The following is a 24,091-nucleotide window of genomic DNA, read 5'->3' as shown; positions in this document are numbered from 1 at the left end:
CACGCTCACGGCAGCACCAGCACCGGACGCACGCTGGCGTCGAGCGCGCTGCGCTCGATGTAGCCGATCATCGACGGGTTCTCGGCTACTTGGCGGCGCACGCCGGCGTCGTCGAGGACTTCGCGCGGCGGCTGGCCGCGGCCGGTGAACACCAGCTTCGACCAGTGGGCCTTGAGCAGGGCCGGGCTCATACCCGACACCTGGCGGTAGAACTGCTGGCGCGCGTCGGTGCCGAGGCGCTGGTCGAGCGGTACCGCCACGGCGCCGTCGGGGAAGCGCGCCGACTGGCCGAGGAACACGGCAGACACCTGGTCGGCACTCATGACCGGGGTCGGATTGCGGCTGGAGACGATCACCACCAGTTCGGCCGAGGCGTTGGCGGCGGGCAGGGCCAGGGTGCAGGCGGCGCAGGCCAGGACGGCGCGCTGCAGGCGGGTACGGATGAAGTTGTTCATGGCGTCCCCCTTAGAATACGAAGTCCAGCGCGACACTGGCAATGCCGAACGCGCGCCCCGAACGGAAGTCCGGCTGCTGGTTGATCAGGGTGCCGCGCGAGCCGTCCGCCGGTCGCACGCGGTCGAATTGCAGTTTGAGCGCAATGTCGGGCGCGGCGTCCCAGCGCACACCGGCGCTCCAGGTCGATTGCACCGGAATCGTCGACAGGAAGGTATTCAGGCCGGCATTGAGCTGCTGGGCGGGAATCGCCAGCTGCGGCGGCAAGCCGGTGGTGGGTAGACCGGGGTCGCGGGTTGGCATGTCCGCACGTACCTTGGCAAATCCCGCATATGGCGTGAATGCTCCCTGGCGCCAGCCGGCGCCGACATACATCGAGGTACCGTCGCCGAGCAGGGAACTGGTGCGGGTCTGGCCGTATTCTGCTGTGACGAACCAGGGGCCCGGATCGTAGGTGGCGCCGGCACTGAGCATGCGCACGCGCTTGTCCTCGATCGCGTAGCGATCGGCCAGGGCATTGCCTGGCGGGCCGAACATGCGCAGGGCGTCGAACAGTTCGCGCCCGATGCCGGTGGTCAGGCGCCCTCCGAAGGCCGTCACGCGTCCGCTCAGGGCGCCGTATTCGATGCTGTGCGAAATGCCGCGGACATTGCCGGCGCGGATCTTGAGGCCGTTGGCCAGGTCGCGGTCGGTGCGCCCGGCCAGCACTTGCGTGTTGTGGCGCACCGCGCCGGTGCTCCAGCGCCAGGTGGCGTCGATGCCGTCGCTGCTGGAAATCGGCAGGGTGCCGTAGACGTCGACCGGGGTGCGCACCCAGGGCAGGGCGTAGCCGACCTTGCGGTATTCGGCGGCCAGGAACACCGGCAGCGCGATGCGCCCGGCGCGTACGGCGATCTCGGGCGTGAGTTGGTACTTGACGTTGGCCCATTCGACTTCGGGCCGGTAGCTGCCGTCCAGACGCTGTTCGCTGACCACCTGCAACACGGCCGACCACGGCCCCATGCCGAGGTCGAGCTGGGCGCCCAGGCGGCTGTCGACATCGGGGCTCCAGGCGTGACTGGCGCCGGCGCCGTCTTTTCTCAATACCGAAGCAGTGAAGTCGGCGCTGCGCCCGTTCGAGTGCACCATGCCGAGCGTGCCGAAGCCGGACAGCTTCCAGGTCGGCGTGGAGGTGCCTTCAGCCTCTGTCTGGGCCTGGGCCGCAAGCGGGACGGCGGCCAATGATCCGGCCAGCAGGGATGCGGCCAGCAAAGCCCGCGGACGCGCTGCGGCGGCGGGCGACGAAACGGGAGCGGCAGGCAAACGCGCGCCAGAATTGAATGTCAGGTGCATGTGATGTCGAGTTGCGGCGCGAATTGCGGCGGGCCGGGGAGTCGTCGGTGCGACGACGGAATTTCTGGAAATGTTGCTTGTCAAACTCTAACGGAGCGGCCGTCTAAAGTCGAGTACATCACCCACAAGCAGTATAAAGCAAGAAAGTGTTGTTGTCCGAGTGCAACATTCTCTCACATATTCACCTTTAGGTTGCGTTCCACAGGCGTTCGCCCGACAGATCGAGCCAGGTCAGATACAGGCGTACGTCGAATTCGAGCTGGTGATATTCCGGCTCCATCCAGCAGCACAGCTTGTAGAACGCCTTGTCGTGCTCCTTTTCCTTCAGGTGCGCCAGCTCGTGCACGGCGATCATGCGCAGGAACGGCAGCGGCGCGTCGCGGAACATGCTGGCGATGCGGATCTCGTGCTTGGCTTTCAGGCGCGAACCCTGCACCCGCGAGATCGCCGTATGCAGGCCGAGCGCGTGCTTGACCACACTGATCTTGCTGTCGAACGCGACCTTGGAGACCGGCGCCGCCTGGCGCAGGTACTCGCCCTTGAGGTCTTGCACATAGTCGTACAGCGCGCCGTCGGTGCGGATGCCGTGGGCGTCGGGATAGCGCCGGCGCAGGGTGGCGCCGAGACGGTCCTGGTCGATCAGCTGGCTCACCTGGGCGCGCAGCGGTTCCGGGTAGGCGGTCAGGTATTTCAGGGTATGCATGGGCCGGCAATGTACCACAGCCGGCGCGGTGGGGAATGCCGCTTCGCGCTCGGCGGCGCCGGTCGCGAAGCGGATGTGCTTGCAGAATGTGCTTGCAGAATGTGCTTGCAGGATAAGCAGTTGCAGGACGCTGATGCGGTCAAACCGCGGTCGGATGCGATGGCCGCTGCGTCAGCCCTCCTTTTCGCCCTGGCGGTTGCCCTTGGCCGCAGCCGCCGCGGCGCGCTGGGCCGACTGCCGGCTTTCGCCGCCCTTGCGGCCGATGTCGGCCATGTGCGCACGGTTGCGGCTCACCGCCTCGCCGCCTTTCTGTCCGGCGCGGCGCGCTTCTTCGGAATCGAATTCGTGCGCCGTGCCTTTCTGGTGCGCCGCCTGGCCACCCTTGCTCGCGATCTCGCGCTGCTGGTTCTGGTCCATCGCGGCGAACCCGCGCTTGGCCGGTTGCCCGCTCTTCTGGGCGTTGCCTGGACTGCTCGTGCCTTTTCCGTTCTCTTTGCTAGTCGCCATGTCGATCTCCTTGTGCCCGTGGGCTGTCAGTGGTAGAGGCCGTACCGGTTGTGATGAGCGCAGTATTACCGCGCTCGTGCGTTTAGAGAAACGTAGTGGACTGTTAGTTCAACCTTTCCACCGCTGTGTCGTGGTGCATGGTCTGTATGCCGCCGGACCGGCCGTGCGCGCAATGCCACTCGCAGATCAGCTCGCCCGCCTTGCGGCGGTCGCGGCCGCATTCGCCATATTGCTGGCAGCCGCGTTGGCGGCCGCATTGGCTGCGTTGGCGGCGGCCACGCTGTTGGCCGCGAACGCCGCCGGTGCCTGCGCCGCTACCTGGCCCAGGCCGGCGCCGGCGTCGGCCAGCACGCCCATCAGGTTCTGCTGGTAGCTGCGCAGGTGCTCGCCCACCCGCTGCCAGCCGTGCATGGCGGTGGCGCCGAGCTGGAACGGGTCGCTGCAGGCGGCCAGCTGGCGGCCGCTGTCGATCATGTCGTCGATGGTCTGGCGCGCCAGCTGCATGTTCAGTTCGCTCACGCGCGCGACCAGGTCGCAGCTGCGCTGCGACAGCGTGGCCAGGTAGCCGACCTGGGCGTCGAACTGGGCGCGCAGCGCCGGATTGGCATTGGCATTCTCGGGATAAGGAAACATGGCGGACTCCATGAAGGGAAGAGGCGGGCGTCGCCCCGATCCTCTACGACCGCATGTGCAGCACGAAGTTCTTGCCACGCGCATGCCATGTCGGCGGCATCAGGCATCGGCCACTTTGAGTACCAGCTTGCCCAGGTTGCGCCCTTCGAACAGCATCAGGAGCGCCTGCGGGAAGCCCTCGAAGCCGTCCACCACGTGTTCAACGCTCTGGATCGCACCCTCGCGTAGCCACTGCGACAGCTGGGCCACCGCTTCCGGATAGCGCGCCGCGTAGTCGAACACCACCATGCCTTCCATGCGCGCCCGGTTCACCAGCAGCGCCAGGTAGTTCGACGGCCCCGCCACTTTCTCGGTGGCGTTGTACTGCGAGATCGCGCCGCAGATCACGATCCGCGCGTGCAGCCGGATACGGGTCAGCACCGCGTCCAGGATCGCGCCGCCGACGTTGTCGAAGTAGACGTCGACCCCGTCCGGGCAATGCTGCTTGAGCCCGGCCTGCACCGGGCCGGCTTTATAGTCGATGCAGGCGTCGAAACCGAGCCGCTCGACCACGAAGCGGCACTTGTCCGGCCCGCCGGCGATGCCGACCACGCGGCAGCCCATCTGTCTGGCGATCTGGCCCGCCGTCATGCCCACCGCGCCGGCCGCGCCCGAGATCACCACGGTGTCGCCGGCTTTGGCTTGGCCCACTTCGCGCAGGCCGAAGTAGGCGGTCATGCCCGGCATGCCGAGCGTGTTGAGCCAGGCGGTGGGATTCTCGACGGTCGAGCCGATGCGGTTGAAGGCGGCGCTTTTGTCGTCGGCCGGGCCCGACCAGTAGCGCTGCACGCCGGTGCCGCCGACCACGTAGTCGCCGACCGCGAAGCCCGGCGCGCGCGAGGCGATCACGATGCCCAGTCCGCCGGCGCGCATGACTTCGCCGATCGCCACCGGGCGGATGTAGGAGCGGCCTTCGTTCATCCAGCCGCGCATGGCGGGGTCGAGCGACAGGTACAGCACCTTGACCACGATCTCGCCTTCCTGCGGCTCGGGCACGGCCTGCTCGTGGAATTGCCAGTCGTGCGCCTGCGGCAGGCCGACGGGGCGGGCGGCGAGCAGGAACTGCTGGTTGGGCGGGAAGGCGTTGGTCATCTTGGTCTCCGTGGTGATGGCAAGTTGTCGGGATAAGCCGACAGGAAGCATGCTTCTCCCTGCCGGCAGGTGCGCACCATGCGACAATAGCGGGTTTTCTCAACCAGGCACGCACAACCTCACGCACCAATGGCTCTCAAAGCGACCATCTACAAGGCCGACCTGTCGATCGCCGACATGGACCGGAACTACTACCAGGAACACAATCTCACCATCGCGCGCCACCCGTCCGAAACCGACGAGCGCGTGATGATCCGCGTGCTGGCCTTCGCGCTGCACGCGGATCCGGCGCTGGCCTTCACCAAGGACCTGTTCGACGTCGACGAGCCGGCCCTGTGGCTGAAAGACCTGACCGGCGCCATCGACCTGTGGATCGAAGTCGGCCAGCCGGACGAAAAGCGCCTGCTCAAAGCCGCCGGCCGCGCCGAGAAGGTGGTGGTGTACAGCTACAGCGCCACCAGCAGCATCTGGTTCAAGGGCATCGCCAACAAGATCGAGCGCGCCAAGAACGTCTCGGTGATCAACATCCCGTCCGAGACCAGCGCCCAGCTCGAGAAGATGGCGCAGCGCTCGATGAGCCTGCAGTGCACGATCCAGGACGGCCAGGTGTGGCTGACCGACGGCGTCGAGACCGTGCTGGTCGAGCGTGAAGCGCTGCGCGGCGCGCTGTGAACCCGTCAGCCTCGATGCATACGCTTGAGGCTATAATTTTGCGATACCCGTTTTCGATTATTCTTTCTGCGAGGACCGTCATGACCCGCCAGCTTATCGCCGCGCTTGCCGCCGGCCTGTTGTCCGCCGCCGTTTCCCTGCCCGCACTGGCGCAGGTGAGCATCACCGACCCATGGGTGCGCGCCACCGTGCCGACCCAGAAGAACACCGGCGCCTTCATGCAGCTGCAGTCGCCGACCGCGGCGCGCCTGGTCGAGGTGCGCACGCCGGTGGCCGGCCGCGCCGAGCTGCACGAGATGGCAATGGAAGGGCAGGTGATGCGCATGCGTCAGGTGCAGTCGATCGAACTGCCGGCCGGAAAACCGGTCAACCTGGCCTCGGGCGGCTACCACGTGATGCTGCTCGACCTGAAGCGCCAGCTGAAGGAAGGCGAGAACGTCGAGCTGACGCTGGTGGTGCAGGACGCCGCCGGCAAGCGCCAGGAAATCAAGACCGCGCTGCCGGTGATGCCGCTGTCGCATAGCGGCAAGCCGGCTGCCGGCGGCCATGCCGGTCACGCCGGCCACAGCGGCCACTAAGTTTTGATCAGACTGCGCCGCGGTCAGCGCGGCGCAGACCCTAGCTGGCGCACCCGGCCCGACCCCGCCGCCGAGTGGCTCACGCGCGGGTCGCCGTAGTAGCCGATATCGCCCGATCCGGCGATCGACGCTTTCAATTCCTGTTGCGCCCACAGCGTCACGTCGCCCGAGCCGGCGATGTTGACGCTGGCTTCACGCGCCTCGACCCGTCCCAGGTCGACCTTGCCCGATCCCGCCACCGACACCGACAAGCGGCGCAGCTTGCCGCCGCCGCAGCGCAAGTCGCCGCTGCCGCCGACGCTCGCCGACAGGCGCTCGGCCTCGATGCCGCGCAGGTCGATCCGGCCCGAGCCGCCGATATCGATGTCCAGCCGGCTGCCGCGCAGCGGGTCGGATTCGATCGAGCCGCTGCCGCCCAGCGCCAGGCGCTCGATGCGGCGCGCATTGACCACGATGTGCAGGTTGCGGGTGCGCAGGTTCAGGTTGCGGCGCGCGGGGCGGATGCGCAGCATGCCGTCTTCCACCACGGTCTCGATCAGTTCCTGCAGATTGTCTTCGGTCTCGACCGTGATGCCTTCCCGGTCGCCGATACGCAGTTCGAGCTTGCCCGGCAGGCTGAACGAAATGCCCGAGAAGTTGGCCACGCGGCGCTCCTGGCGCGACACATTGCCGCGGCCTTCGACCGTCTCGCCGCCGAACGGCCAGGGGAAGGCGAGCGCAGGCGCGCTGGCACCGGCAGCGCAGCCGAGCAGGGCGCCCAGCAGCAGGGTGCGGCGGGCCGGCGACGGCGGGAGCGATGACGGATGGCGGTGCATGAGTGTCTCCTGGCATGGTTGAGTGATGCTGCGATGCTAGGCAAGCGGCGCCTCTGCTGCGCGCGGTTTGCGACAGGACGCAGCCAGATGCGACTGGATTGCACCGGCGCGTGATGAACCGTGTCCCCGGTTTCGGCCCGGATGCACTAAAATCGTGCGCTTTTTGCATCTCAGGGAAGTACGATGAATCTGATTTTGTTGGCGCTGGCGTTCTGCATCGGCATCGCCATGTCGGCGCAGGCGGCCGTGAACAGCCAGCTGGCCCAGTCGCTGGGTGCCAATTCGGTGGCGGCGGCGCTGGTGTCGTTTGGATGCGGCACTGCGGTGCTGCTGCTGGCGGCCTTGCTCAAGAGCGGCCCGGCCACGCTCGGCGCATCGCTGGCGGCATTGCCGTCGCAGCCGCTGTGGAAGTTCGCGGGCGGCTTCCTGGGCGCCGCCTTCGTGTTCGGCAGCGTGTTCCTGGCGCCGCGCATCGGGCTGCTCAGCTTGGTAGTGCTGGTGATCGCCGGTCAGCTGCTCAGCTCGATGACGATCGACCACTTTGGACTGATCAATATGGCGACGCGCAAGTTGTCCACGGTACGCATCGTCGGCGCGCTGGTGGTGGTGGCCGGGGTGGCGATCACGGTGTTCGGCGACCGCATTGTTGCAACGATGTCACGTTGAACAATTAATTTTCTTGGAGCAATTTCTGGTTTTATAATGGTCCGGTCTTGATTTTTTGTCAGTACCGGCCCGATGGAACACCACCAGTCCTCGCAAATCCCCACCCTCTCGTACATCGAAAACGAAGACCATCCGGTGTTCGAGACGCTGGTCCAGCAGATCCTGCATCTGCTCAATTCCAAGCTGGTGTTCTCGGACATCATCATCCACCAGAACAGCCCGCTGATGCTGCGCCAGCCGAAGGGTCTAGTGGCGGTGACCGATTCGCCGATCACCAAGGAAGAGCTGGAAGAATTCTTCGACGTGATCGAGCCCAACTGGCAAGACCGGATCCAGACCCGCGCTTTCGACCGCTCGATCGACCTGCATACCGCGCGCATCCGCGCCAACTGCTTCCGCTTCCAGGGCGGCAAGCGCCTCGGCTGCGTGATCCGGCGCTTCCCGAAAGAACCGATTGCGCTGTCCGACCTGGGCCTGTGGGACGACGAGCGCGAGTTCGCGCGCCTGACCAGCGGCCTGGTCCTGATCATCGGCGACACCTGCCAGGGCAAGTCCACCACCATCGCCTCGATCCTGGACGAGATCAACCGCCAGCGCTCGGGCCACATCATCACCATCGAAGACCCGGTCGAAACCCTGATCCCGCAGCGCAAGTGCATCATCACCCAGCGCGAAGTGGGCGAGGGCGGCGACGTCGAAAGCTATTACCTGGGCGCGCTCGACGCGCTGCGCGAGCGGCCGGACGTGATCGTGATCGGCGAGATCCGCGATGCGCAGACGGCGCAGGAGGCGCTGGCGCTGGCCGAGTCGGGGCCGCTGGTGCTGGCCACCTTGCATGCGCGCTCGACCGAGCTGGGCTTGCAGAAGATGCTGCGCCTGCTGGGCAATTCGGATGCGCAGGCACAGGCGCTGGCGCATGCGCTGCGCGGGGTGCTGTGCCAGGCCTTGCTGCCGTCGGTGGAGGGCAATCGCTATTACCTCGCCACCGAGTGCCTGACGCCGAGTGCGGCGGTGATGCGGATGCTGGAGGCGGGCGACCTGGGCGGGATCCGGACCCAAATGAACAGCGGTCAGGATCCGGGCTGCCACACGATGAACGCATCGCTCGAGGAATTGCTTGCAGCGCACAAGGTACGGGTCGAGGATGCGCGTAATGCGACTACGGATCGGGTGGGATTCGCCGATATGGTGTGAATCCCCCGATCCGGTGTCGGCTTATCCGTTGACGGTAAGCGGCTTGACCTTGCCGCAATCGCCGCTCAGCCATTTGCCGGTGCCGCTGCTTTTCTGCGTCGTGGTGCTGCCATCGGGCGCGGTCTGGGTGACGGTCGATTCGAAGGTGTAGGCCTTATCGCCCGCGTACTTGACGCTGCCGTCGACCTTCATCTTCGGCTTGGTGCAAACCATGCTGAAATTCGCGCCGCCCGGAACCGCGTTGCCTTTCCTGGTGCAGCCGTCCGGTCCCTTTTTGCCCAGCAGATCGAATTTCGCGATGTCTTCTTTCGTGAGGCACATCTTGGTGCGCAAGCCGCCATCGGTAAATTCGGTCCCGCTGGCGTCGAGATCGGCCAGCGCTTTTTCCATTTCCTTGCGCTGCTCCGGCGGCATCGACGCCATCTGGCGTTTCATCTGTTCGGCCAGGCCCGCCATCGGATTGCCTTTGATGTTCGCGCCGGGCATCGTCATGTCGAGCTGCCATAGTCCCGGCTTGATGTCGACTTGCTGCGCGAACGCGGTTGACGCGCAGACGGCGGCGAGGCTGAGGAAGATCGTGGCGATGCGTGGCTTGATCATGGTCGTGGTCACTAATGGTGAATGGACCAACAGTGTAGCCGACCTGTTGCCAGTTCGGCATCGATCCTGGAGCAATTGCTGCGCCGACTGTCGTTTCTGCCCATCGCGCATATAAGCATAGTGCGAATCGGTATTGGAGTGACAACGCTTCCCCTGCTAAGCTTGCAGCCCCTTCGGCCGCCCAAGCGCCGCCGTTCCTGCAAGAACAACAGAGAGAAAACCATGAGCTGCAAGCACACCCACGCCAATCCGGCCCGCGCCGTCCTTATCCTCGGCTTGATCGCTGCGCTGGCCCCGCCAGTCGCGCTCGCCCAGGATGTGCAACAGAATGCGCAACAGGACGCCGCCGCCGATCAGGCGCAGACCGTCGTCGTCACCGGCACCCGTTCGCTCAACCGCCGCACCCTCGATTCCGAGTCGCCGGTCGACGTCATCGGCAGCAAGGAGCTGCTGAGCACCGGTTCCAGTGAGCTGGCCACCGTGCTGTCGCGCCTGCTGCCGTCGATGAACTTCCCGCGCCCAACCGGCGCCGACGCCAGCGACGCGGTGCGTCCGGCGCAGCTGCGCGGCCTGTCGCCGGACCAGACGCTGGTGCTGGTCAACGGCAAGCGCCGCCATGCCTCGAGCGTGGTCAACGTCAACGGCACGCTGGGACGCGGCTCGGCCCCGGTCGACCTCAACGCGATCCCGCTGGCCGCGATCGAACGCATCGAAGTGCTGCGCGACGGCGCCGCCGCCCAATACGGGTCGGATGCGATCGCCGGCGTGGTCAACATCATCCTCAAGCGCGGCGCCGAAGGCGGCGAAGCAGAATTGAGCTACGGCCAGTTCGACAAGGGCGACGGCGAGCAGGTCACCGTGCGCGGTTCGACCGGCTTCAAACTGGGCGACGACGGCTGGCTGCGCGTGGCGGTCGAAGCGGCGGACCGCAATGCGACCAACCGCGCCTTCGCCGATCCACGCCCAGCCGCCGGGCCGCGCCAGGGCACCATCACCCAGCGCTACGGCGACCCGGACAGCCGTCCACGCACGCTGTTCGTCAACAGCCAGGTGCGGGTCAACGACAACGTCGACTGGTACGCTTTCGCCAATTACGGTGAGCGCAAGACCTCGTCGGCGGCGACCTTCCGCACTGCCTTCACCAACGACATGCAGACCGCGCTGCGCACGCCCCTGTATCCGGAAGGCTTCATGCCGCTGCTCGACAGCACCTCGACCGATGCATCGGTCGTGACCGGCCTGCGCGGCAACCTGGCCGAGTGGCGCTGGGATGCGAGCCTGAACCATGGCCGCAACCGCTTCGAGCTCGACGTCAACAACACCGCCAACTACAGCCTGGGCGCGACCAGCCCGACCAGTTTCTATGCCGGCGAACTGACCTCGACCCAGAGCCTGGCCAACATCGACGTCGCGCGCGACATCCCGGTCTCGTTCATGAAAGGACCGCTGACCGTGGCGCTGGGCACCGAGTATCGCCGCGAGACCTACGAGATCGGCGCCGGAGAAGCCAACTCGTATTTCGGCACCGGCGCCCAGGGTTACTCGGGCTTCCGTGCCAGCGACGCCGGCAAGAACAGCCGCAACAACAAGTCGCTGTACCTGAACCTGGAAGGCGACATCACCGATGACCTGTCCGGCGCGCTGGCGGTGCGCCATGAGCGCTACAGCGATTTCGGCTCCACCAACTCGGCCAAGGCCTCGGCGCGTTACGCGTTCTCGCCGCAGTTCGCGCTGCGCGGCACCGTCTCGAACGGCTTCCGCGCACCGTCGCTGGCGCAGTCGTTCTACACCATCACCACCACCAACACGCTGCTGGTGAACGGCACCAGCGCGCTGGTCGAAACCGGCACCTTCCCGGTTGGCAGCGCCGCGGCTTCGCTGCTCGGCGCCCAGCCGCTGAAGGCGGAAAAGGCGCGCAACCTGAGCATCGGCGCGCAGTGGCAGCCGATCCGCAACTGGACCACCACCGTCGACCTGTACCGCATCGATATCGACGACCGCATCGTGTTCTCGTCGAATCTGCAGCTGGCCAACAAGCCGGACCTGGTGAGCGCACTGGCCGCGCAAAACGTGTACGTCGGCGCCGCGCGCTACTTCACCAACGCGGTCGACACCCGCACCAAGGGCGTGGACGTGGTCAGTACCTATCGCCTGAACCTGGCGCAGGGCGCACGCGCCGATCTGACGCTGGCCTACAACCACAACGACAACGAAGTCAAACGCGTGGCCGATTCGCCGGCGGTGCTGTCGGAACAAGGACTGCTGCTGGTCGATCGCCAGACCGTGAACCGCCTGACCGTCGGTTCGCCGAAAGATAAACTGAGCCTGAGCGGTGACTACACCAAGGGCATCTGGAATGCGCGCGCCGTCGTTACCCGCTACGGCGAATTCACCGTACCGCAGAACGACCCGGCGCTGGACCAGAACTACGATCCGCAATGGGTGCTCGACCTGGCCGCGTCGGTGCGCATCGCCAGCCAGTGGCGCCTGACGGCCGGCATCGACAACGTCACCAACCGCTATCCGGCGCAGGTGACCTCGCTCTCGAATCTGAACGTGAACGGCACCCAGCCGTACAGCGTGTGGGCGCCGAACGGCTTCAACGGCCGCTACTTCCACGTCAAGGCCGGCTACACCTGGTAAGTCGGGCTTGAAGCGACGAGGGCGATGGTACGATGTCGCCTTCGTCGAGAAGTCTGGAGAAGAAAATGACCGTATTTGCCATGCCCGTGTTCGACGCCACCGTCATCTATGAAGGCAAGGAACTGTTCAAAGGCCAGGGCGCCGCGCGCGGCTGGGCCGAGAAGCTGGCCAGGGAGCTGGAGACCGAAGTCACGGTCGAAAAGATCGGGACCGGCTGGGCGCTGTGCGGCCAGGTCGATGGCGCCGAGTGCCGCTGGGGCATTCTCGGACAGCGCCTTAAACGCTTTGACTAAAACGCCTGAACTGAATCGCGATTGCCGGAGAGTGGACGGATGAATGAGACGCAGGCGATTGACTGGAAAAAAACCCGCGAGCGCGGCTTGGTGCGCTGGATACTGGTGCGCTGGACCCTGGGATTGGGTCTGCCGCTGTCGGCCGGCATCCTGCTCCCAGGCTTGATTAAAGACCCTGAAAGCCGCGTGCAAACGCTTCTTCTTCATTTGCCGCTATGCGCTGCCGCAGGCGGGATCGTGGCTGGCCTGGCGACGTGGTACCTGTTCGAGGACCAGTACCGGCGCTACATCGCACGCGTAGCAGGACCCATCGCACCGGGTCCCGACAAGCCGCAATCTACTTGAGCTGCACCCGTGCGGTCACCGGATGGTGGTCGGACGGGTAGCGCCCGCCGAGTGAATCGCTCAGGGTCGCATATTTGAGCACGTCGAAATGGCGGTCGACGAAGATGTAGTCGATGCGGTCCGCCATCGGCGCGTGCAGCTTGAAACCATTGTAGGTTCCGCTCGGGCCATACGGCGGCGCCTTGCTCGCAGTGCGCGCATCGCGCAGCGCTTTCGACATGGTCTGGATCTGTACCGTCTCCGGCGTCGAATTGAAGTCGCCCACGCAGATCGCCGGTTCGCCGCGCGTGATCTCGGCCATCTTCTTCAGCAGCAGATCGGCCGACGCCAAGCGCGCCTTCTTGCCCTCATGGTCGAAGTGGACCGAGAACACATACAGCGTGCGGCCGCTGCTGCGGTCTTTCAACTGTGCCCAGGACGCGATGCGATTGCAGCAGGTGGCGTCCCATCCAAGCGATGGTTTATCCGGTGTTTCGCTGAGCCAGAAGTCGCCCTTGTTCAGTAGCGTGAAGCGGCTCTTGCGGTAGAAGATCGCCGAATGCTCGCCGGCGTTCTTGCCGTCGTCGCGCCCGATGCCGACGTGGTCGAATTCTTCCATCTTCCCCAGTTCCGCGACCTGGTCCGCGAGGCCTTCCTGCGTGCCGACGATGTCGAACTCGTGATAGCGGATCAGCGCCTTGACCGTCTCCTTGCGGTTCGGCCAGGCATTCGCGCCGTCGCCGGGATTGTTGTAGCGCAGGTTGTAGCTCGCGACGTTGATCGGCGCCGCATCCGGGGCGGCCGAGGCGGCGGGCGTGCACAGCGTGCCAATCAGCACGGCGGAGGCGAAAACGAGCGGGGAGAAAATAGTCTTCATGGTGGATGCTTCAGGAAGTCATGCGAGCTTCGGAGTTAATCACATTCAGGCTTTCCTGTTGAGCCTCCGAGAGTAAAAGCGGCGCAGTTTAGGCGCTTTACTAAACGGTGCGCCCGATCCGGCCATCGTTGCATCGTGCATTCCACAATGCGGCTTCGGCAGTTCATCGCATCGGCCGCGGCGCTCGAGCCGGGTGCTGCTACCTTGAACTCACCAAGCGAATAACAACGCGAATAACACGGAGAAGCCACATGAAGACCATCGCCCGATCCCTTATCGCCGCAGCCGCCATCGTCTGCTGCGCCGCCCAGGCCCAGTCGGGCGCCCCCGCTTCCATGAGCACCGAGCAGCTGGCGGTCGGCGCCAGGCCGTACCAGGTGCAGGTCGCGAGCGCCGGCGCCGGACGTTACACGGTGATCTTCGAATCCGGCTTCGGCACCGACCTGCGCGCCTGGCGCAAGGTGGCGCCGGAAGTGGCCAAGGTCGCACACACCTTCGCGTATTCACGCGCCGGGCATGGCACGTCGGATCCGCGTCCCGAGCCGCGCACCATCGCGCAGAACACAGCGGAACTCGAACAGCTGATCGCGGCGGCGAAACTGGCGCCGCCATTCATCCTGGTCGGCCACTCGTACGGCGGCTTGCTGATGCGGTCCTTTGCCGCGCGTCATCCGGACCAGGTGGCCGGCATGGTGCTGGTCGATCCGGCCAACGAACGCTTCAATCCGGCCTTGCGCCAACTCGACGCGGCGCGCGCGGCGCAGGATGACCGCCAGTTCGCCGGCTTCGTGCCAGCCAAGTTCCAGCCCGAATACAAGCTGCTGCAGCCGGTGCTCGACAGCGGCGTGCTGCCGCTGGCCGGGAAGCTGCCGGATGTGCCGACCGTCGTGCTGACGTCGGTGCAGCAGGCCGAGAAGCCGATGTTCTTCCTGGAGACCGCGCCGGCGGTCGCCATCAAGCGCGAGCTGCATGCGGAGTTCCTGCGCCAGTTCACGCACGGTTCGCAGGTAGTGACGGCCAGGAGCGGCCACAATATCCAGCTCGACGAACCGGAACTGGTGGTCGCGGCGGTGGCAAAAGTCATCGACGCGGCCGACAAGCAAACGGCGGATGCAGGCCTTTGACGGCTAGTCCACCGGCGGCGCGCGGTGGCGGTTGACTTCCGTGCTCGATACGGCCGGCGCGGCATTGCCCCAGCTGCGCCGGATCCAGCTCAGGACCGCCGCTACTTGCGCATCATCGAGTTCGTGGCCGAAGGGCGGCATGCCGTACGGCCGTGGATTGCCGCGCGTGCCGGGCGGGAAGCCGCCGTTGATCGTCATCCGGATCGCGTTCACGGCCGGCGTCATGGTCACCGCGCGGTTGCCGGCCAGCGGCGGATAGGCCGGCGCCCAGCCCTTGCCATCGAGGCCGTGGCAGTCGGCGCAGCGCGTTTCGTAGATGCGGCGGCCCTCGGCCAGCACCTGTTCGCCCAGCGGCGGACCGGGATCGGGCGGAGCGGCTTGCGTGGCGGGCAGCGACTTCAGATAGCCCGCCATCGCGCCCAGGTCCTGCGGCGTCAGGTGCTGCAGGCTGCGCGCCACCACCTCGGCCATCGGACCGGTGGCCGAGCCGCGCGGAGAAATGCCGGTGCCGAGCAGTTCCACGATGTGTTCACGATCCCAGCCGCCCAGGCCGGCCTCGCTGTTCGACGTCAGCGACGGCGCATACCAGCCGAGTGTGGCGATCAGGCCCCCGTCCAGGCCATCGCCGCCGGCGCCGAAGCGGTTGCGCGTGCTGTGGCATGCGCTGCAATGGCCCAGTCCATCGACCAGGTAGGCGCCGCGGTTCCAGTCAGGTCCGCGCGCCGGCTGCGCTTCGTACACGCCGGGGCGGAAGTACAGCAGGCGCCAGCCGGCCAGCATGATTTGCTGGTTGTAGGGGAAGCGTAGTTCGTGCGCGCGGTTCGGTTGCCGTTGCGGCGGCAGGCTCCTGAAGTAGGCGAACAGGGCGTCCGAATCGGCGCGCGTGACCCTGGTGTAGTTCGTGTAGGGGAAGGCAGGATACAGCAGGCGGCCGTCACGTGCGATGCCGTTGTGCAGGGCGTTCCAGAAATCGTCCGCGCTCCAGTCGCCGATGCCGGTGGCGCGGTCCGGCGTCAGGTTGGGGCCATAGAAGCGGCCGAACGGCGTGTCGATCGCGCGCCCGCCGGCATAGGCCGCACCGCCGCGCGCGGTGTGGCAGGCGATGCAGTCGCCGGCGCGCGCCAGGTAGGCGCCACGCGCGATGTTGTCCGGCGTCGAGGCCCAGGCGGCGGGCGAACCGGCCGGCACGTGCTGCTCGCGCGGCCAAGCCAGCAGGGTCGCCAGCGCCAGCAACGCCAGGATGATGAGGACGGCGCTACGCAGCGGCTTCATCGCGCCGGCCTGACGCTGCCGCATGCCAGCGGCAAGGGGCGCTCGTTGGCTGCCGCCGGCGTCGGGTCGCCCGGCATCGGCTGCGCCGCCAGCCAGCCGGCGACGGCGGCCACGTCTTCGAGCGACATGCGCGCCGTGATCGCGGCCATGCAGTCCGGCGCATGCGCTTTGCGCGCGCCGTTGCGCCAGGCGCCGAACTGCGCGTTGACGTAGTCGCGCGGCAGGCCGAGCAGGCCGGGGATCGCGGGACGCACGCCGGTCAGGCGCGCGCCGTGGCAGGCGACGCAGGCCGGAATGCCGCGCGCGGCGTCGCCTTCGAGCGCGAGCTGGCGTCCGCGCGGCAGCGCTTGCGCGGCGCCGGGGGGCTGCAGCACGTTCTGCAGAACGGTCGGCGGCTGCGCCGCGAAGTGCTCGGCGATCTCGCGCAGGTAGGCGTCGGGCAGGTGCTCGACCAGGTAGGTCATCAGCGGATACTGGCGCCGTCCGTCGCGGAAGTTGAGCAGCTGGTGGTACAGGTAGCCGGCAGGTTTACCGCCGATGCGCGGGAAGAAGCTGTCGTTGACCGGATTGCCGCGCGCGTCGACGCGCGCATGGCAGGTGGCGCAGGCGAGCAGGCGCTGGTCGAGCGTGTCAGGAACGGTTTGCTGTGGAGCGGAAGATGCCGGTGCGCCGGTGAATACGGCGGCAACGAGGAGGGCAGCGGACCAGCATCGCGATCTCATGGAATCTCACCTGCAGCGAAGATGGTGAGAATGATAACGCCATTCGGCGGCCGCGCGGGCCTGATGCGGCCAGCTTATGCGGCCGGCATGGAAAGATTACGCCGGCGGATTGGCGCGCCAGTGACGGTAGATGCGCAGCGCCGCATGAGCGTCGTCGGCGGCGTATTTAAGCTGCTGTTCGCTCAGGCGCGGCAGCGACCAGTTGGTGGTGGTGATGCGCTTCGACTTCTGCAGCTTCTGGCCGAGAAAACGCGCCACCGCGCTCTTGGCACCGAGCGGGTTGCGCTCGCCGCGCCGGCGCAGCGCCGTCGACAGATCCAGCACGTTGCGGATCTCGACGCCGAACTTGGCGCGCAGGCGGCGCACATCGTCGCCCAGGCCAAAACCGACCTTCAGGATCGTTTCCGCTTCCAGCACCGGTTTCAATACCGGGATCGCCAGCGCGTTGCCGGCCGGGGTTGCGGTCTGGAACAGCCATGCGACATCGTCGGTGGACAGCTGCACCAGGTGCGGACCGGTCGAGACTTCGCCCTTGGCGAAAGTCGGCTTGGATTCGGTGTCGAAGCCGATCGTGTCGGCGGCCATCAGGGCCGCCAGCGCGTCGGCGGCATCGCGCTCGCTGCGCACCAGGCGCACGTCGGCCATCGAGATGCCGACGTACGGGGGCAGGTCGTCTTCCGGCGCCGTCGCGGCTGCCGGAGCGGTTGCCGGGCTGGGCGTGCTCAATTCTTCGAGAACTTGGACGCCAGCGCCTGCAGTTTTTCTTGGCGCAGGCGGTTCGCTTCCTCGGCCGCGGCGGCGTCGCGCTCGGCCTTCTTGCGCTCGGCTTCCTTCTTGAAGCGCTGCTGCAGCTGTTCCTTGGCGTGGGCGCGGTGGGTGTCCGGCACTTCGGCGCCGGCGGTGCCGTCCAGGTCATAGCGCACCTTGGCTTTTTCCATGGCGCGCAGGTAGCGCATCGAGCCGGTGTGGATGCCGAGGGCGGCGCGCATCACCTTGCGGTCCAGGCCCGGCATGCGCGCCAGCAGCTGCTTGTCGATGCCGATCGACAGCGGCAGGCAGTCGCGGAAGGCCGGGAAGTCCTGCTGCAGTTGCTTGAGCAGGGCGCGCGGCGACAGGCCGGCGCCGGCAGCCTTGGCAGGCTGCGCGGCTGCAGCTGCAGGTGCGGCTTCGTCGGCCGGTTGCGCCTCGTTTGCTTCAGGTGCTGCAGCTGCCGATGCCGAGGCCGGAGCGGCTTCGGTTGCCGGCGCCGCTGGGGCTTGTTGCGCCTCGGGCGTGGCGTTGGTATCGACGGACTCTGCAGGGGTAATGTTATTCATTGACTTCATGGTAAGAACAGGAAAGCGAAGGATAGCACGGCGCTTGGGCGCGCATTGTACTAGTTCCAATTATAAATGTTGGTAAAGCTCACGCGCCGGCTGAGCAGACCCACGCGAAATCGTGTATGATCCGCCCCTTGCCTTGCGTTTGGCTTGCGCCGGCGCAGACCTCCTGAAGCGGAGGAGGGAGCCCCAGGCAGGTTGCCATATGCGAATTGTTTATATCCGATATCGGATATCGCAATTATCACCAAAACTTGCAATGGGGCATAATATCGCCTCCCTCTATTCTTCTAGAAAAATAGACGCAAGCCCGTATCAGCGGGCTTTTTTTCGTTCCGACATGTACAGCACGACTTTGAACACCGACCATTTTCCCGCCGCCCGCTGCCCAGTTTCAGCATTCCCGCGCGGCCACCGGAAAAGTCGTGCTTGAAGTCCAGCATGTCCGCCCTTAGGTAGGGCCACTTCCGTTCCCCTTTTCCCAGGGCCCGTACGCGGGTCCCGCTGGATATTTGACTTCGCAGGCGCCGCAACTGGCCTCGACTGGAGAGTTTTAAGTTATGAAGAACACCGCCAAGACATTGACACTGACAGCGAAAAAAGCGCCGGCCAAGACTTCGGCGCCGCTGGCAGTGCCGAAAACCGCGACCTCCTACTTCCTCGAAACGGAAGCGGCGGCCAAGGTGACGGTGGTCAAGACCCGCTCGCGCCTGGCGACGCTGAAGCGCAAGCCGACGCCATCCTGGCCGCGGGCCAGGTAGTGGCGCCCGAGGCGGCGGCGCAGGCGCCGGTTGTCGACGAGCCCGTGGTCCAGGAGCCAGTCGCGGCGTTCGAGGCCGAGCCGGCTCCCGCTCCGGTCGCCGAGCAGGCAGCGGCGCCGGAAGCCGCCGCCGAACCGGCCGCGCCGGCCGCCACCGAAGCGGTGGCCGAGACTGCCGATGCGATCGAAGACTACATGCCGGCGCAGGCCAAGCCGGCCGCGCCGCCGGTGATCGTGCGCAAGCGCGGCCGCCTGGCCGGCCTCAAGCTCGATGGCGCCGAAGCGCCGGCCGCGGCCGAGACTGAAGCGGCGCCTGTCGCCGCCGCCGCCGCCCCGGTCGAAGCCGCAGCCGCAGCCGAAGCTGCGCCGAAAGTCGTGCGCACCCGCACCGCGCGCCGCGTCGACGCCGTTCAGGCGGTCGCCCCGGCGGTGCCGGCGAGCGCCGTCGGCGCCGTCAGCAAGACCACCGACGCCGCCGCGCTGGCTGCGATCGACACCTCGGGCTACCTGCTGCCGCAGGTGAAGGTGCCGGGCCGCCGTGGCCGTAAGCCAAGCGAATTCGTGCCGGAGAACGACGAAGTCGCGGCGCTGAACGCGGTCGAGCGCGCCGAAATGAAGGCGGCCTCGAAGGCGCGCGAGCGCAAGGCCAAGGGTCTGGGCTTGCTCAACGAAGCCGGCTTCTCGGAAGCGGAACTGGAAAAGCGCCGCCAGCAGCTGAAGAACCTGATCAACATGGGCAAGGAGCGCGGCTACCTGACCCATGCCGAGATCAACGACCACCTGCCGGAAAACATCATCGATCCGGAAGCGATCGAAGGCATCATCGCGACCTTCAACGACATGGGCATCGCGGTCTACGAGCGCGCCCCGGAAGCGGAAATGATGCTGCTGTCGGACCAGGCCGTGACGCCGACCAGCGAAGACGAAGTGGAAGCTGCTGCCGCCACCGCGCTGTCGACGGTCGACTCGGACTTCGGCCGCACCACCGACCCGGTGCGCATGTACATGCGTGAAATGGGCGCGGTGTCGCTGCTGACCCGCGAAGGCGAGATCGAGATCGCCAAGCGCATCGAGCAGGGCCTGAAAGACATGGTGCAGGCGATTTCGGCCTGCCCGACCACGATCTCGGAAATCATCGCCCTGTCGCACAAGATCGCCAGCGACGAGCTGAAGATCGACGACGTGGTGGACGGCTTCGTCGACCAGAGCGACACCACGCCGCCGGCCGCCAGCGTCGCTGCCGCGGCCGCCGCTTCCTCGGACGACGAGGAAGAGGAAGAAGAAGAGATCGAGGAAGAGGAAGAAGAAGGCGGTAACGCCGGCGGCGCCGCGGCCGGCTACTCGGCCGAGCAGCTGGCCCAGCTGCGCAAGAGCGCGCTGGAAAAGTTCTCGCTGATCGAAAAGCAGTTCGACCGCATGGGCCACGCCTTCAAGACCGAAGGCTACGGTTCGGACAACTACAACGAAGCACAGGAAATCATCTCGTACGAGCTGCTGGGTATCCGCTTCACCGCGAAAGTGGTCGAGAAGCTGTGCGACACCCTGCGCGGCCAGATGGACGAAGTGCGTTCGATCGAGCGCGCCGTGCTGGACATCTGCGTGAACCGCTGCGGCATGCCGCGCGCCCACTTCATCAAGGTTTTCCCGGGCAACGAGACCGACCTGCAATGGGGCGACCGCGAAGTCGACTGCGCCTATCCGTACAGCGCGGTGCTGAGCCGTAACCTGCCGGCGATCAAGGAACTGCAGCAGCGCATGATCGACCTGCAGGCGCGCGTGGCGCTGCCGCTGGCCGACCTGCGCAAGATCAACAAGCAGATGGCGGCCGGCGAGAAGCGCGCCCGTCAGGCCAAGCGCGAAATGACGGTGGCCAACCTGCGTCTGGTGATCTCGATCGCGAAGAAATACATCAACCGCGGGCTGCAGTTCCTGGATCTGATCCAGGAAGGCAATATCGGTCTGCTGAAGGCGGTCGACAAGTTCGAGTACCGTCGCGGCTACAAGTTCTCGACCTATGCGACCTGGTGGATCCGCCAGGCGATCACGCGCTCGATCGCGGACATGGCGCGTACCATCCGCGTGCCGGTGCACATGATCGAAACCATCAACAAGATGAACCGCATCTCGCGCCAGATCATGCAGGAAACCGGTTCCGAGCCGGATCTGCCGACCCTGGCTGCGAAGATGGAAATGCCAGAGAACAAGGTCCGCGAGATCATGAAGATCGCGAAAGAGCCGATTTCGATGGAAACCCCGATGGGCGAGGACGGCGATTCGCAGCTGGGCGACTTCATCGAAGACAACGCGACCCTGGCCCCGCTGGACGCGGCGCTGCACGCCTCGATGCGCAACGTGATCAAGGAAGTGCTGGACTCGCTGACCCCGCGCGAAGCCAAGGTGCTGCGTATGCGTTACGGCGTCGAGATGTCGAACGACCACACGCTGGAAGAAGTGGGTAAACAGTTTGACGTGACGCGTGAGCGCATTCGTCAGATCGAGGCGAAGGCGATGAGCAAGCTGCGTCAGCCGTCGCGTTCGGACAAGCTGAAGACGTTCCTGCACAACCAGTAATTCAACGGTTGTGTGGATGTAAAAGAACCGCCCGGTGCAAGCCGGGCGGTTTTTTTGTAGGGTTGGTTGCGATCAGCCGGTGTTGCGCAGACCCGCCGCCACCCCATTGATCGACAAGTGAATCCCGCGGTGCACGCGCGGATCGGCCTTCTCCGGGTCGCCCGTCAACGCACGGCGACGATGAATCAGCTCCACCTGCAAGTGATTGAGCGGATCGAGATACGCAAACCGGTTCTGGATCGAACGCGCCAGCAGCGGATTGCCGGCCAGCCGCTCGCTGGCCCCGGTGATCGCTTCCAGGCAGCGGATCGTTTCGCCATGCTCGTCCACGATACGGCGGAAGATGCGCTCGCGCAGCTCCTCGTCCGCCACCAGCCCCGCATAGCGCGAGGCGATCGCGAGATCGGTCTTGGCCAGCACCATGTCCATGTTCGACAGCAGCGTCGCAAAGAACGGCCACTCCTTGAACATCGTGCGCAGTTCTTCCAGTCGCGCCTCGCGATCCTCTTCCAGCCAGCCCTTGACGCTCGACGCGAACCCGTACCAGCCCGGCAGCAGCAAGCGGCACTGGCCCCACGAGAAGCCCCACGGAATCGCGCGCAGGTCTTCGATGCGGCGCGTCGACTTGCGTGAGGCAGGACGCGAACCCAAATTCAGTTCTGCGATCTCGGCGATCGGCGTGGCGGCGAAGAAGTAGTCGGTGAAGCCCGGCGTCTCGTACACCAGGTCGCGATAAGCCTTGTAGGCCCGGTTCGACAGTTCGGCCATGATGGCTTCGAAGCGTGCCAGCTGCTCGGCATGTGCGCCGTTGCCGGACGGCGGTGTCAGGCTCGCCTCCAGCGTGGCCGATACCAGCAGTTCCAGGTTGCGCCGGCCGATCTCGGCGTTCGAGAATTTGGAGGCGATGATCTCGCCCTGTTCGGTCAGGCGGATCTGGCCGTTGACGGTGCCCGGTGGCTGGGCGCGGATCGCGTCGTAGCTCGGGCCGCCGCCACGGCCCACCGTGCCGCCACGGCCGTGGAACAGACGCAGCTTGACCTGGCGCTGTTTGAACACTTCCACCAGTTTGAGCTCGGCCTGGTACAGCTCCCAGTTCGAGGTCAGGAAGCCGCCGTCCTTGTTCGAGTCGGAGTAGCCGAGCATGACTTCCTGCAGCTGTCCCTGTTTCTCGATCACGCTGGCCACCAGCGGCAGCGCCATCCACTCGTCCATGATGGCGGCGGCGCGCTGCAAATCCGGAATGGTTTCGAACAGCGGGATCACCATCGCATCGTTGGTGCCCGAATTTCCCCCTAAATGCACCCGCATCAGGCCCGTTTCCTTTTGCAGCAGCAGGACCTCGAGCAGGTCGGACACGGTCTCGGTGTGCGAGATGATGTAGTTGCGGATCGCGCGCGGGCCGTAGCGCAGGCGGATGTCGCGCGCGGTGCGCAGGATGGCGAGCTCGGAATTGGTCTCGTCGCCATAGGTCTCGTAAGGCGAGAACAGGGGACGCGGCTGCTCGAGTTCCTTGAGCAGCAGGGCGCGTTTGTCTTCCTCCGACAGTGCGGCGTAATCCTGTTCGACGCCGGCGCGCGCGAACAGCTCGGCCAGCACGCGTTCGTGGATGTCCGAACTCTGGCGCATGTCGAGCGAGGCCAGGTGGAAGCCGAAGATGCGCGCCGCGCGCAGCACGCCGGCCAGGCGTGGCTGGATCAGCACCGCGCCGTGATTTTGGCGCAGCGACTCGGCCAGCACTTCGAGGTCGGCCGCGAATAGTTCCGGATCGAGGTAGGGCGCGGCGTGGCCGACTTCGCGGCGCAGGATGTGGCCGACGCCCAGTTCGCGCGCGGTGGCGGCCAGGCGCGCGTAGATGCCGATCAGGGCGCGCCGGTATGGCTCGTCGCTGCGATGCGGCGAATTGTCGGGCGAGTTTTCGGCCAGCGTTTCGAGGGCCGGGCTGACTTCGACCAGCAGGGTCGATGCCGACAGCTCGGCGCCGAGCGCGTGCACTTCGTCCAGATAAAAGTCGAGGATGGTGGTCGACTGGCGCGTCAGCGCGTGGCGCATGGTGTCGGCGTTGACGTTCGGATTGCCGTCACGGTCGCCGCCGATCCAGCTGCCCATCTGCAGGAACGAAGCATGTGCGGTCTGCTCGCTGGCGGCGCCGTACTGCTCGGCGATCTCGGCCTCGATGTCGTCGTACAGCGCGGGGACTTCACGCAGGAAGGTGATGCGGTAGTAGGACAGGGCGTTGTCGATCTCGTCGGCCACGGTGAGCTTGGAGTAGCGCAGCATGCGCGTCTGCCACAGGGTGGCGATGCGCGCGTGCAGGAGCTGTTCGTTGCGCTGGCGTTCCTTGGGCGTCTGTGGCAGGTCGCGTTCGGCCAGCAGGCGCGCGATGTCGTGCTCGGCGTCGAGGATGCTCTTACGCTGCACCTCGGTCGGGTGGGCGGTGAGCACCGGCGAGATCAGGGCGTCGCGGAAGAATTCCTCGACCGTGTCCTGGCCCACGCCGGCTTCCTTCAGCTTGCCCAGCGCGTGGCCGATGCTGCCGGCGCGCGGCGCCGAGCCGGCCAGCAGGTGGGCGCGGCGGCGGCGGTTGTGGTGCTGGTCTTCGGCGATGTTGGCCAGGTGCGAGAAGTAGGAGAAGGCGCGCACCACCGAGATGGTCTGGTCGCGCGTGAGCGCATGCAGCAGGTCGGTCAGTTCCTTGCCCGCGTCGCGATCGGCGTCGCGCCGGAAGCGCACGGCGGTCTGGCGGATGGTCTCGACGATGTCGAACACCGCTTCGCCTTCCTGGTCGCGCAGCACGTCGCCGAGCAGGCGGCCGAGCAGGCGGATGTCTTCTTTCAGCGGCGCGTCCTTGTCGGCGCCGGCGGTTACATCTGAAACTACAGCTGGATTGTCCATATCGACCACA

The 24,091-nt window shown here is 66.1% G+C and carries 24 protein-coding genes; 10 read left to right on the top strand and 14 right to left on the bottom strand.

Annotated elements, in window-relative coordinates; all coding sequences use genetic code 11:
* Nucleotides 1-5: 5 nt before the first annotated feature.
* The 6 genes from RTQ83_RS00745 to RTQ83_RS00720 form a co-directional block, all read right to left on the bottom strand.
* Nucleotides 6-455, bottom strand: coding sequence for a phosphate ABC transporter substrate-binding protein (locus RTQ83_RS00745; protein WP_312510611.1), 450 nt, complete (start codon nt 453-455; stop codon nt 6-8).
* 10 nt (nt 456-465) lie between these two features.
* Complete coding sequence (locus tag RTQ83_RS00740) at nt 466-1,785, bottom strand: porin (protein WP_312510609.1); 1,320 nt, start codon at nt 1,783-1,785, stop codon at nt 466-468.
* A gap of 187 nt (nt 1,786-1,972) precedes the next feature.
* A complete protein-coding gene (locus RTQ83_RS00735; RefSeq protein ID WP_312510607.1) occupies nt 1,973-2,488 on the bottom strand; it encodes a YgjP-like metallopeptidase domain-containing protein in 516 nt (171 codons plus the stop codon).
* Nucleotides 2,489-2,659: 171 nt separating this feature from the next.
* Complete coding sequence (locus RTQ83_RS00730; RefSeq protein WP_312510605.1) at nt 2,660-2,995, bottom strand: KGG domain-containing protein; 336 nt, start codon at nt 2,993-2,995, stop codon at nt 2,660-2,662.
* Nucleotides 2,996-3,181: 186 nt separating this feature from the next.
* Entirely contained in the window at nt 3,182-3,628 is a 447-nt protein-coding gene (locus RTQ83_RS00725) for a phasin family protein (RefSeq protein WP_312510604.1), read from the bottom strand.
* Between the two features lie 99 nt (nt 3,629-3,727).
* Entirely contained in the window at nt 3,728-4,759 is a 1,032-nt protein-coding gene (locus RTQ83_RS00720; protein ID WP_312510603.1) for an NADP-dependent oxidoreductase, read from the bottom strand.
* 129 nt (nt 4,760-4,888) lie between these two features.
* Between RTQ83_RS00720 and RTQ83_RS00715 the strand changes: the two genes are divergently transcribed.
* Nucleotides 4,889-5,431 (top strand): YaeQ family protein, encoded by a 543-nt coding sequence (locus RTQ83_RS00715; RefSeq protein ID WP_312510602.1) that lies wholly within the window; start codon nt 4,889-4,891, stop codon nt 5,429-5,431.
* 80 nt (nt 5,432-5,511) lie between these two features.
* On the top strand, nt 5,512-6,009 hold the full coding sequence (locus RTQ83_RS00710; protein WP_312510601.1) for a copper chaperone PCu(A)C: 498 nt from the start codon (nt 5,512-5,514) through the stop codon (nt 6,007-6,009).
* Between the two features lie 23 nt (nt 6,010-6,032).
* Here RTQ83_RS00710 and RTQ83_RS00705 read toward each other — a convergent pair whose 3' ends face one another.
* A complete protein-coding gene (locus RTQ83_RS00705) occupies nt 6,033-6,824 on the bottom strand; it encodes a head GIN domain-containing protein (protein WP_312510599.1) in 792 nt (263 codons plus the stop codon).
* A 183-nt stretch (nt 6,825-7,007) separates the two neighbouring features.
* On the opposite strand from RTQ83_RS00705, the gene RTQ83_RS00700 reads away from it, so the two are divergent.
* Nucleotides 7,008-7,490 (top strand): DMT family transporter, encoded by a 483-nt coding sequence (locus RTQ83_RS00700; protein WP_312510598.1) that lies wholly within the window; start codon nt 7,008-7,010, stop codon nt 7,488-7,490.
* A gap of 72 nt (nt 7,491-7,562) precedes the next feature.
* The gene (locus RTQ83_RS00695; RefSeq protein ID WP_312510597.1) at nt 7,563-8,684 is read left to right on the top strand and encodes an ATPase, T2SS/T4P/T4SS family; all 1,122 of its coding nucleotides are present in this window, start codon (nt 7,563-7,565) and stop codon (nt 8,682-8,684) included.
* Between the two features lie 21 nt (nt 8,685-8,705).
* Here RTQ83_RS00695 and RTQ83_RS00690 read toward each other — a convergent pair whose 3' ends face one another.
* Nucleotides 8,706-9,395, bottom strand: a complete 690-nt coding sequence (locus RTQ83_RS00690; protein ID WP_312510596.1) for a DUF3617 domain-containing protein — start codon at nt 9,393-9,395, stop codon at nt 8,706-8,708.
* A gap of 111 nt (nt 9,396-9,506) precedes the next feature.
* On the opposite strand from RTQ83_RS00690, the gene RTQ83_RS00685 reads away from it, so the two are divergent.
* The 3 genes from RTQ83_RS00685 (at nt 9,507) to RTQ83_RS00675 (ending at nt 12,565) form a co-directional block, all read left to right on the top strand.
* Complete coding sequence (locus RTQ83_RS00685; RefSeq protein ID WP_312510595.1) at nt 9,507-11,927, top strand: TonB-dependent receptor; 2,421 nt, start codon at nt 9,507-9,509, stop codon at nt 11,925-11,927.
* A gap of 65 nt (nt 11,928-11,992) precedes the next feature.
* The gene (locus RTQ83_RS00680; protein WP_312510594.1) at nt 11,993-12,220 is read left to right on the top strand and encodes a hypothetical protein; all 228 of its coding nucleotides are present in this window, start codon (nt 11,993-11,995) and stop codon (nt 12,218-12,220) included.
* 39 nt (nt 12,221-12,259) lie between these two features.
* Nucleotides 12,260-12,565: a hypothetical protein gene (locus RTQ83_RS00675; RefSeq protein ID WP_312510593.1), complete on the top strand. Its 306-nt coding sequence runs from the start codon at nt 12,260-12,262 to the stop codon at nt 12,563-12,565.
* Here the strand turns inward: RTQ83_RS00675 and RTQ83_RS00670 are convergent.
* Nucleotides 12,558-13,421, bottom strand: a complete 864-nt coding sequence (locus tag RTQ83_RS00670; protein WP_312510592.1) for an endonuclease/exonuclease/phosphatase family protein — start codon at nt 13,419-13,421, stop codon at nt 12,558-12,560. The two genes, RTQ83_RS00675 and RTQ83_RS00670, sit on opposite strands and share 8 nt — an antisense overlap.
* Before the next feature lie 251 nt (nt 13,422-13,672).
* On the opposite strand from RTQ83_RS00670, the gene RTQ83_RS00665 reads away from it, so the two are divergent.
* Nucleotides 13,673-14,545, top strand: coding sequence for an alpha/beta fold hydrolase (locus RTQ83_RS00665; RefSeq protein ID WP_312510590.1), 873 nt, complete (start codon nt 13,673-13,675; stop codon nt 14,543-14,545).
* 3 nt (nt 14,546-14,548) lie between these two features.
* Here the strand turns inward: RTQ83_RS00665 and RTQ83_RS00660 are convergent, their stop codons facing one another.
* The 4 genes from RTQ83_RS00660 to RTQ83_RS00645 all read right to left on the bottom strand — a co-directional run bounded on the left by RTQ83_RS00660 (nt 14,549) and on the right by RTQ83_RS00645 (nt 17,855).
* Nucleotides 14,549-15,817 (bottom strand): c-type cytochrome, encoded by a 1,269-nt coding sequence (locus RTQ83_RS00660; RefSeq protein ID WP_409456070.1) that lies wholly within the window; start codon nt 15,815-15,817, stop codon nt 14,549-14,551.
* A complete protein-coding gene (locus tag RTQ83_RS00655; RefSeq protein WP_312510587.1) occupies nt 15,814-16,539 on the bottom strand; it encodes a cytochrome c4 in 726 nt (241 codons plus the stop codon). Before RTQ83_RS00655 ends, RTQ83_RS00660 begins: the two co-directional genes overlap by 4 nt.
* Nucleotides 16,540-16,635: 96 nt before the next feature.
* Complete coding sequence (locus tag RTQ83_RS00650; protein ID WP_312510866.1) at nt 16,636-17,184, bottom strand: 3'-5' exonuclease; 549 nt, start codon at nt 17,182-17,184, stop codon at nt 16,636-16,638.
* Nucleotides 17,185-17,261: 77 nt separating this feature from the next.
* Nucleotides 17,262-17,855 carry a ProQ/FINO family protein gene (locus tag RTQ83_RS00645; protein WP_312510585.1) on the bottom strand — a complete coding sequence of 198 codons (594 nt, stop codon included), beginning with the start codon at nt 17,853-17,855 and terminating at the stop codon, nt 17,262-17,264.
* 563 nt (nt 17,856-18,418) lie between these two features.
* Between RTQ83_RS00645 and RTQ83_RS00640 the strand changes: the two genes are divergently transcribed.
* Nucleotides 18,419-18,619, top strand: a complete 201-nt coding sequence (locus tag RTQ83_RS00640) for a hypothetical protein (RefSeq protein WP_312510584.1) — start codon at nt 18,419-18,421, stop codon at nt 18,617-18,619.
* A 194-nt stretch (nt 18,620-18,813) separates the two neighbouring features.
* Nucleotides 18,814-21,189 (top strand): RNA polymerase sigma factor RpoD, encoded by a 2,376-nt coding sequence (rpoD, locus tag RTQ83_RS00635; protein ID WP_312510865.1) that lies wholly within the window; start codon nt 18,814-18,816, stop codon nt 21,187-21,189.
* Between the two features lie 72 nt (nt 21,190-21,261).
* On the opposite strand, the gene ppc is transcribed toward rpoD, so the two are convergent.
* On the bottom strand, nt 21,262-24,081 hold the full coding sequence (gene ppc, locus RTQ83_RS00630) for a phosphoenolpyruvate carboxylase (protein ID WP_312510583.1): 2,820 nt from the start codon (nt 24,079-24,081) through the stop codon (nt 21,262-21,264).
* Nucleotides 24,082-24,091 lie beyond the last annotated feature (10 nt).

The sequence above is a fragment of the Massilia sp. genome (genome assembly GCF_031995545.1).
GTDB lineage: Bacteria > Pseudomonadota > Gammaproteobacteria > Burkholderiales > Burkholderiaceae_D > Telluria.
The sequence above is the reverse complement of the archived record's forward strand: the minus strand, read 5'-3'. Positions and strand labels throughout refer to the sequence as shown.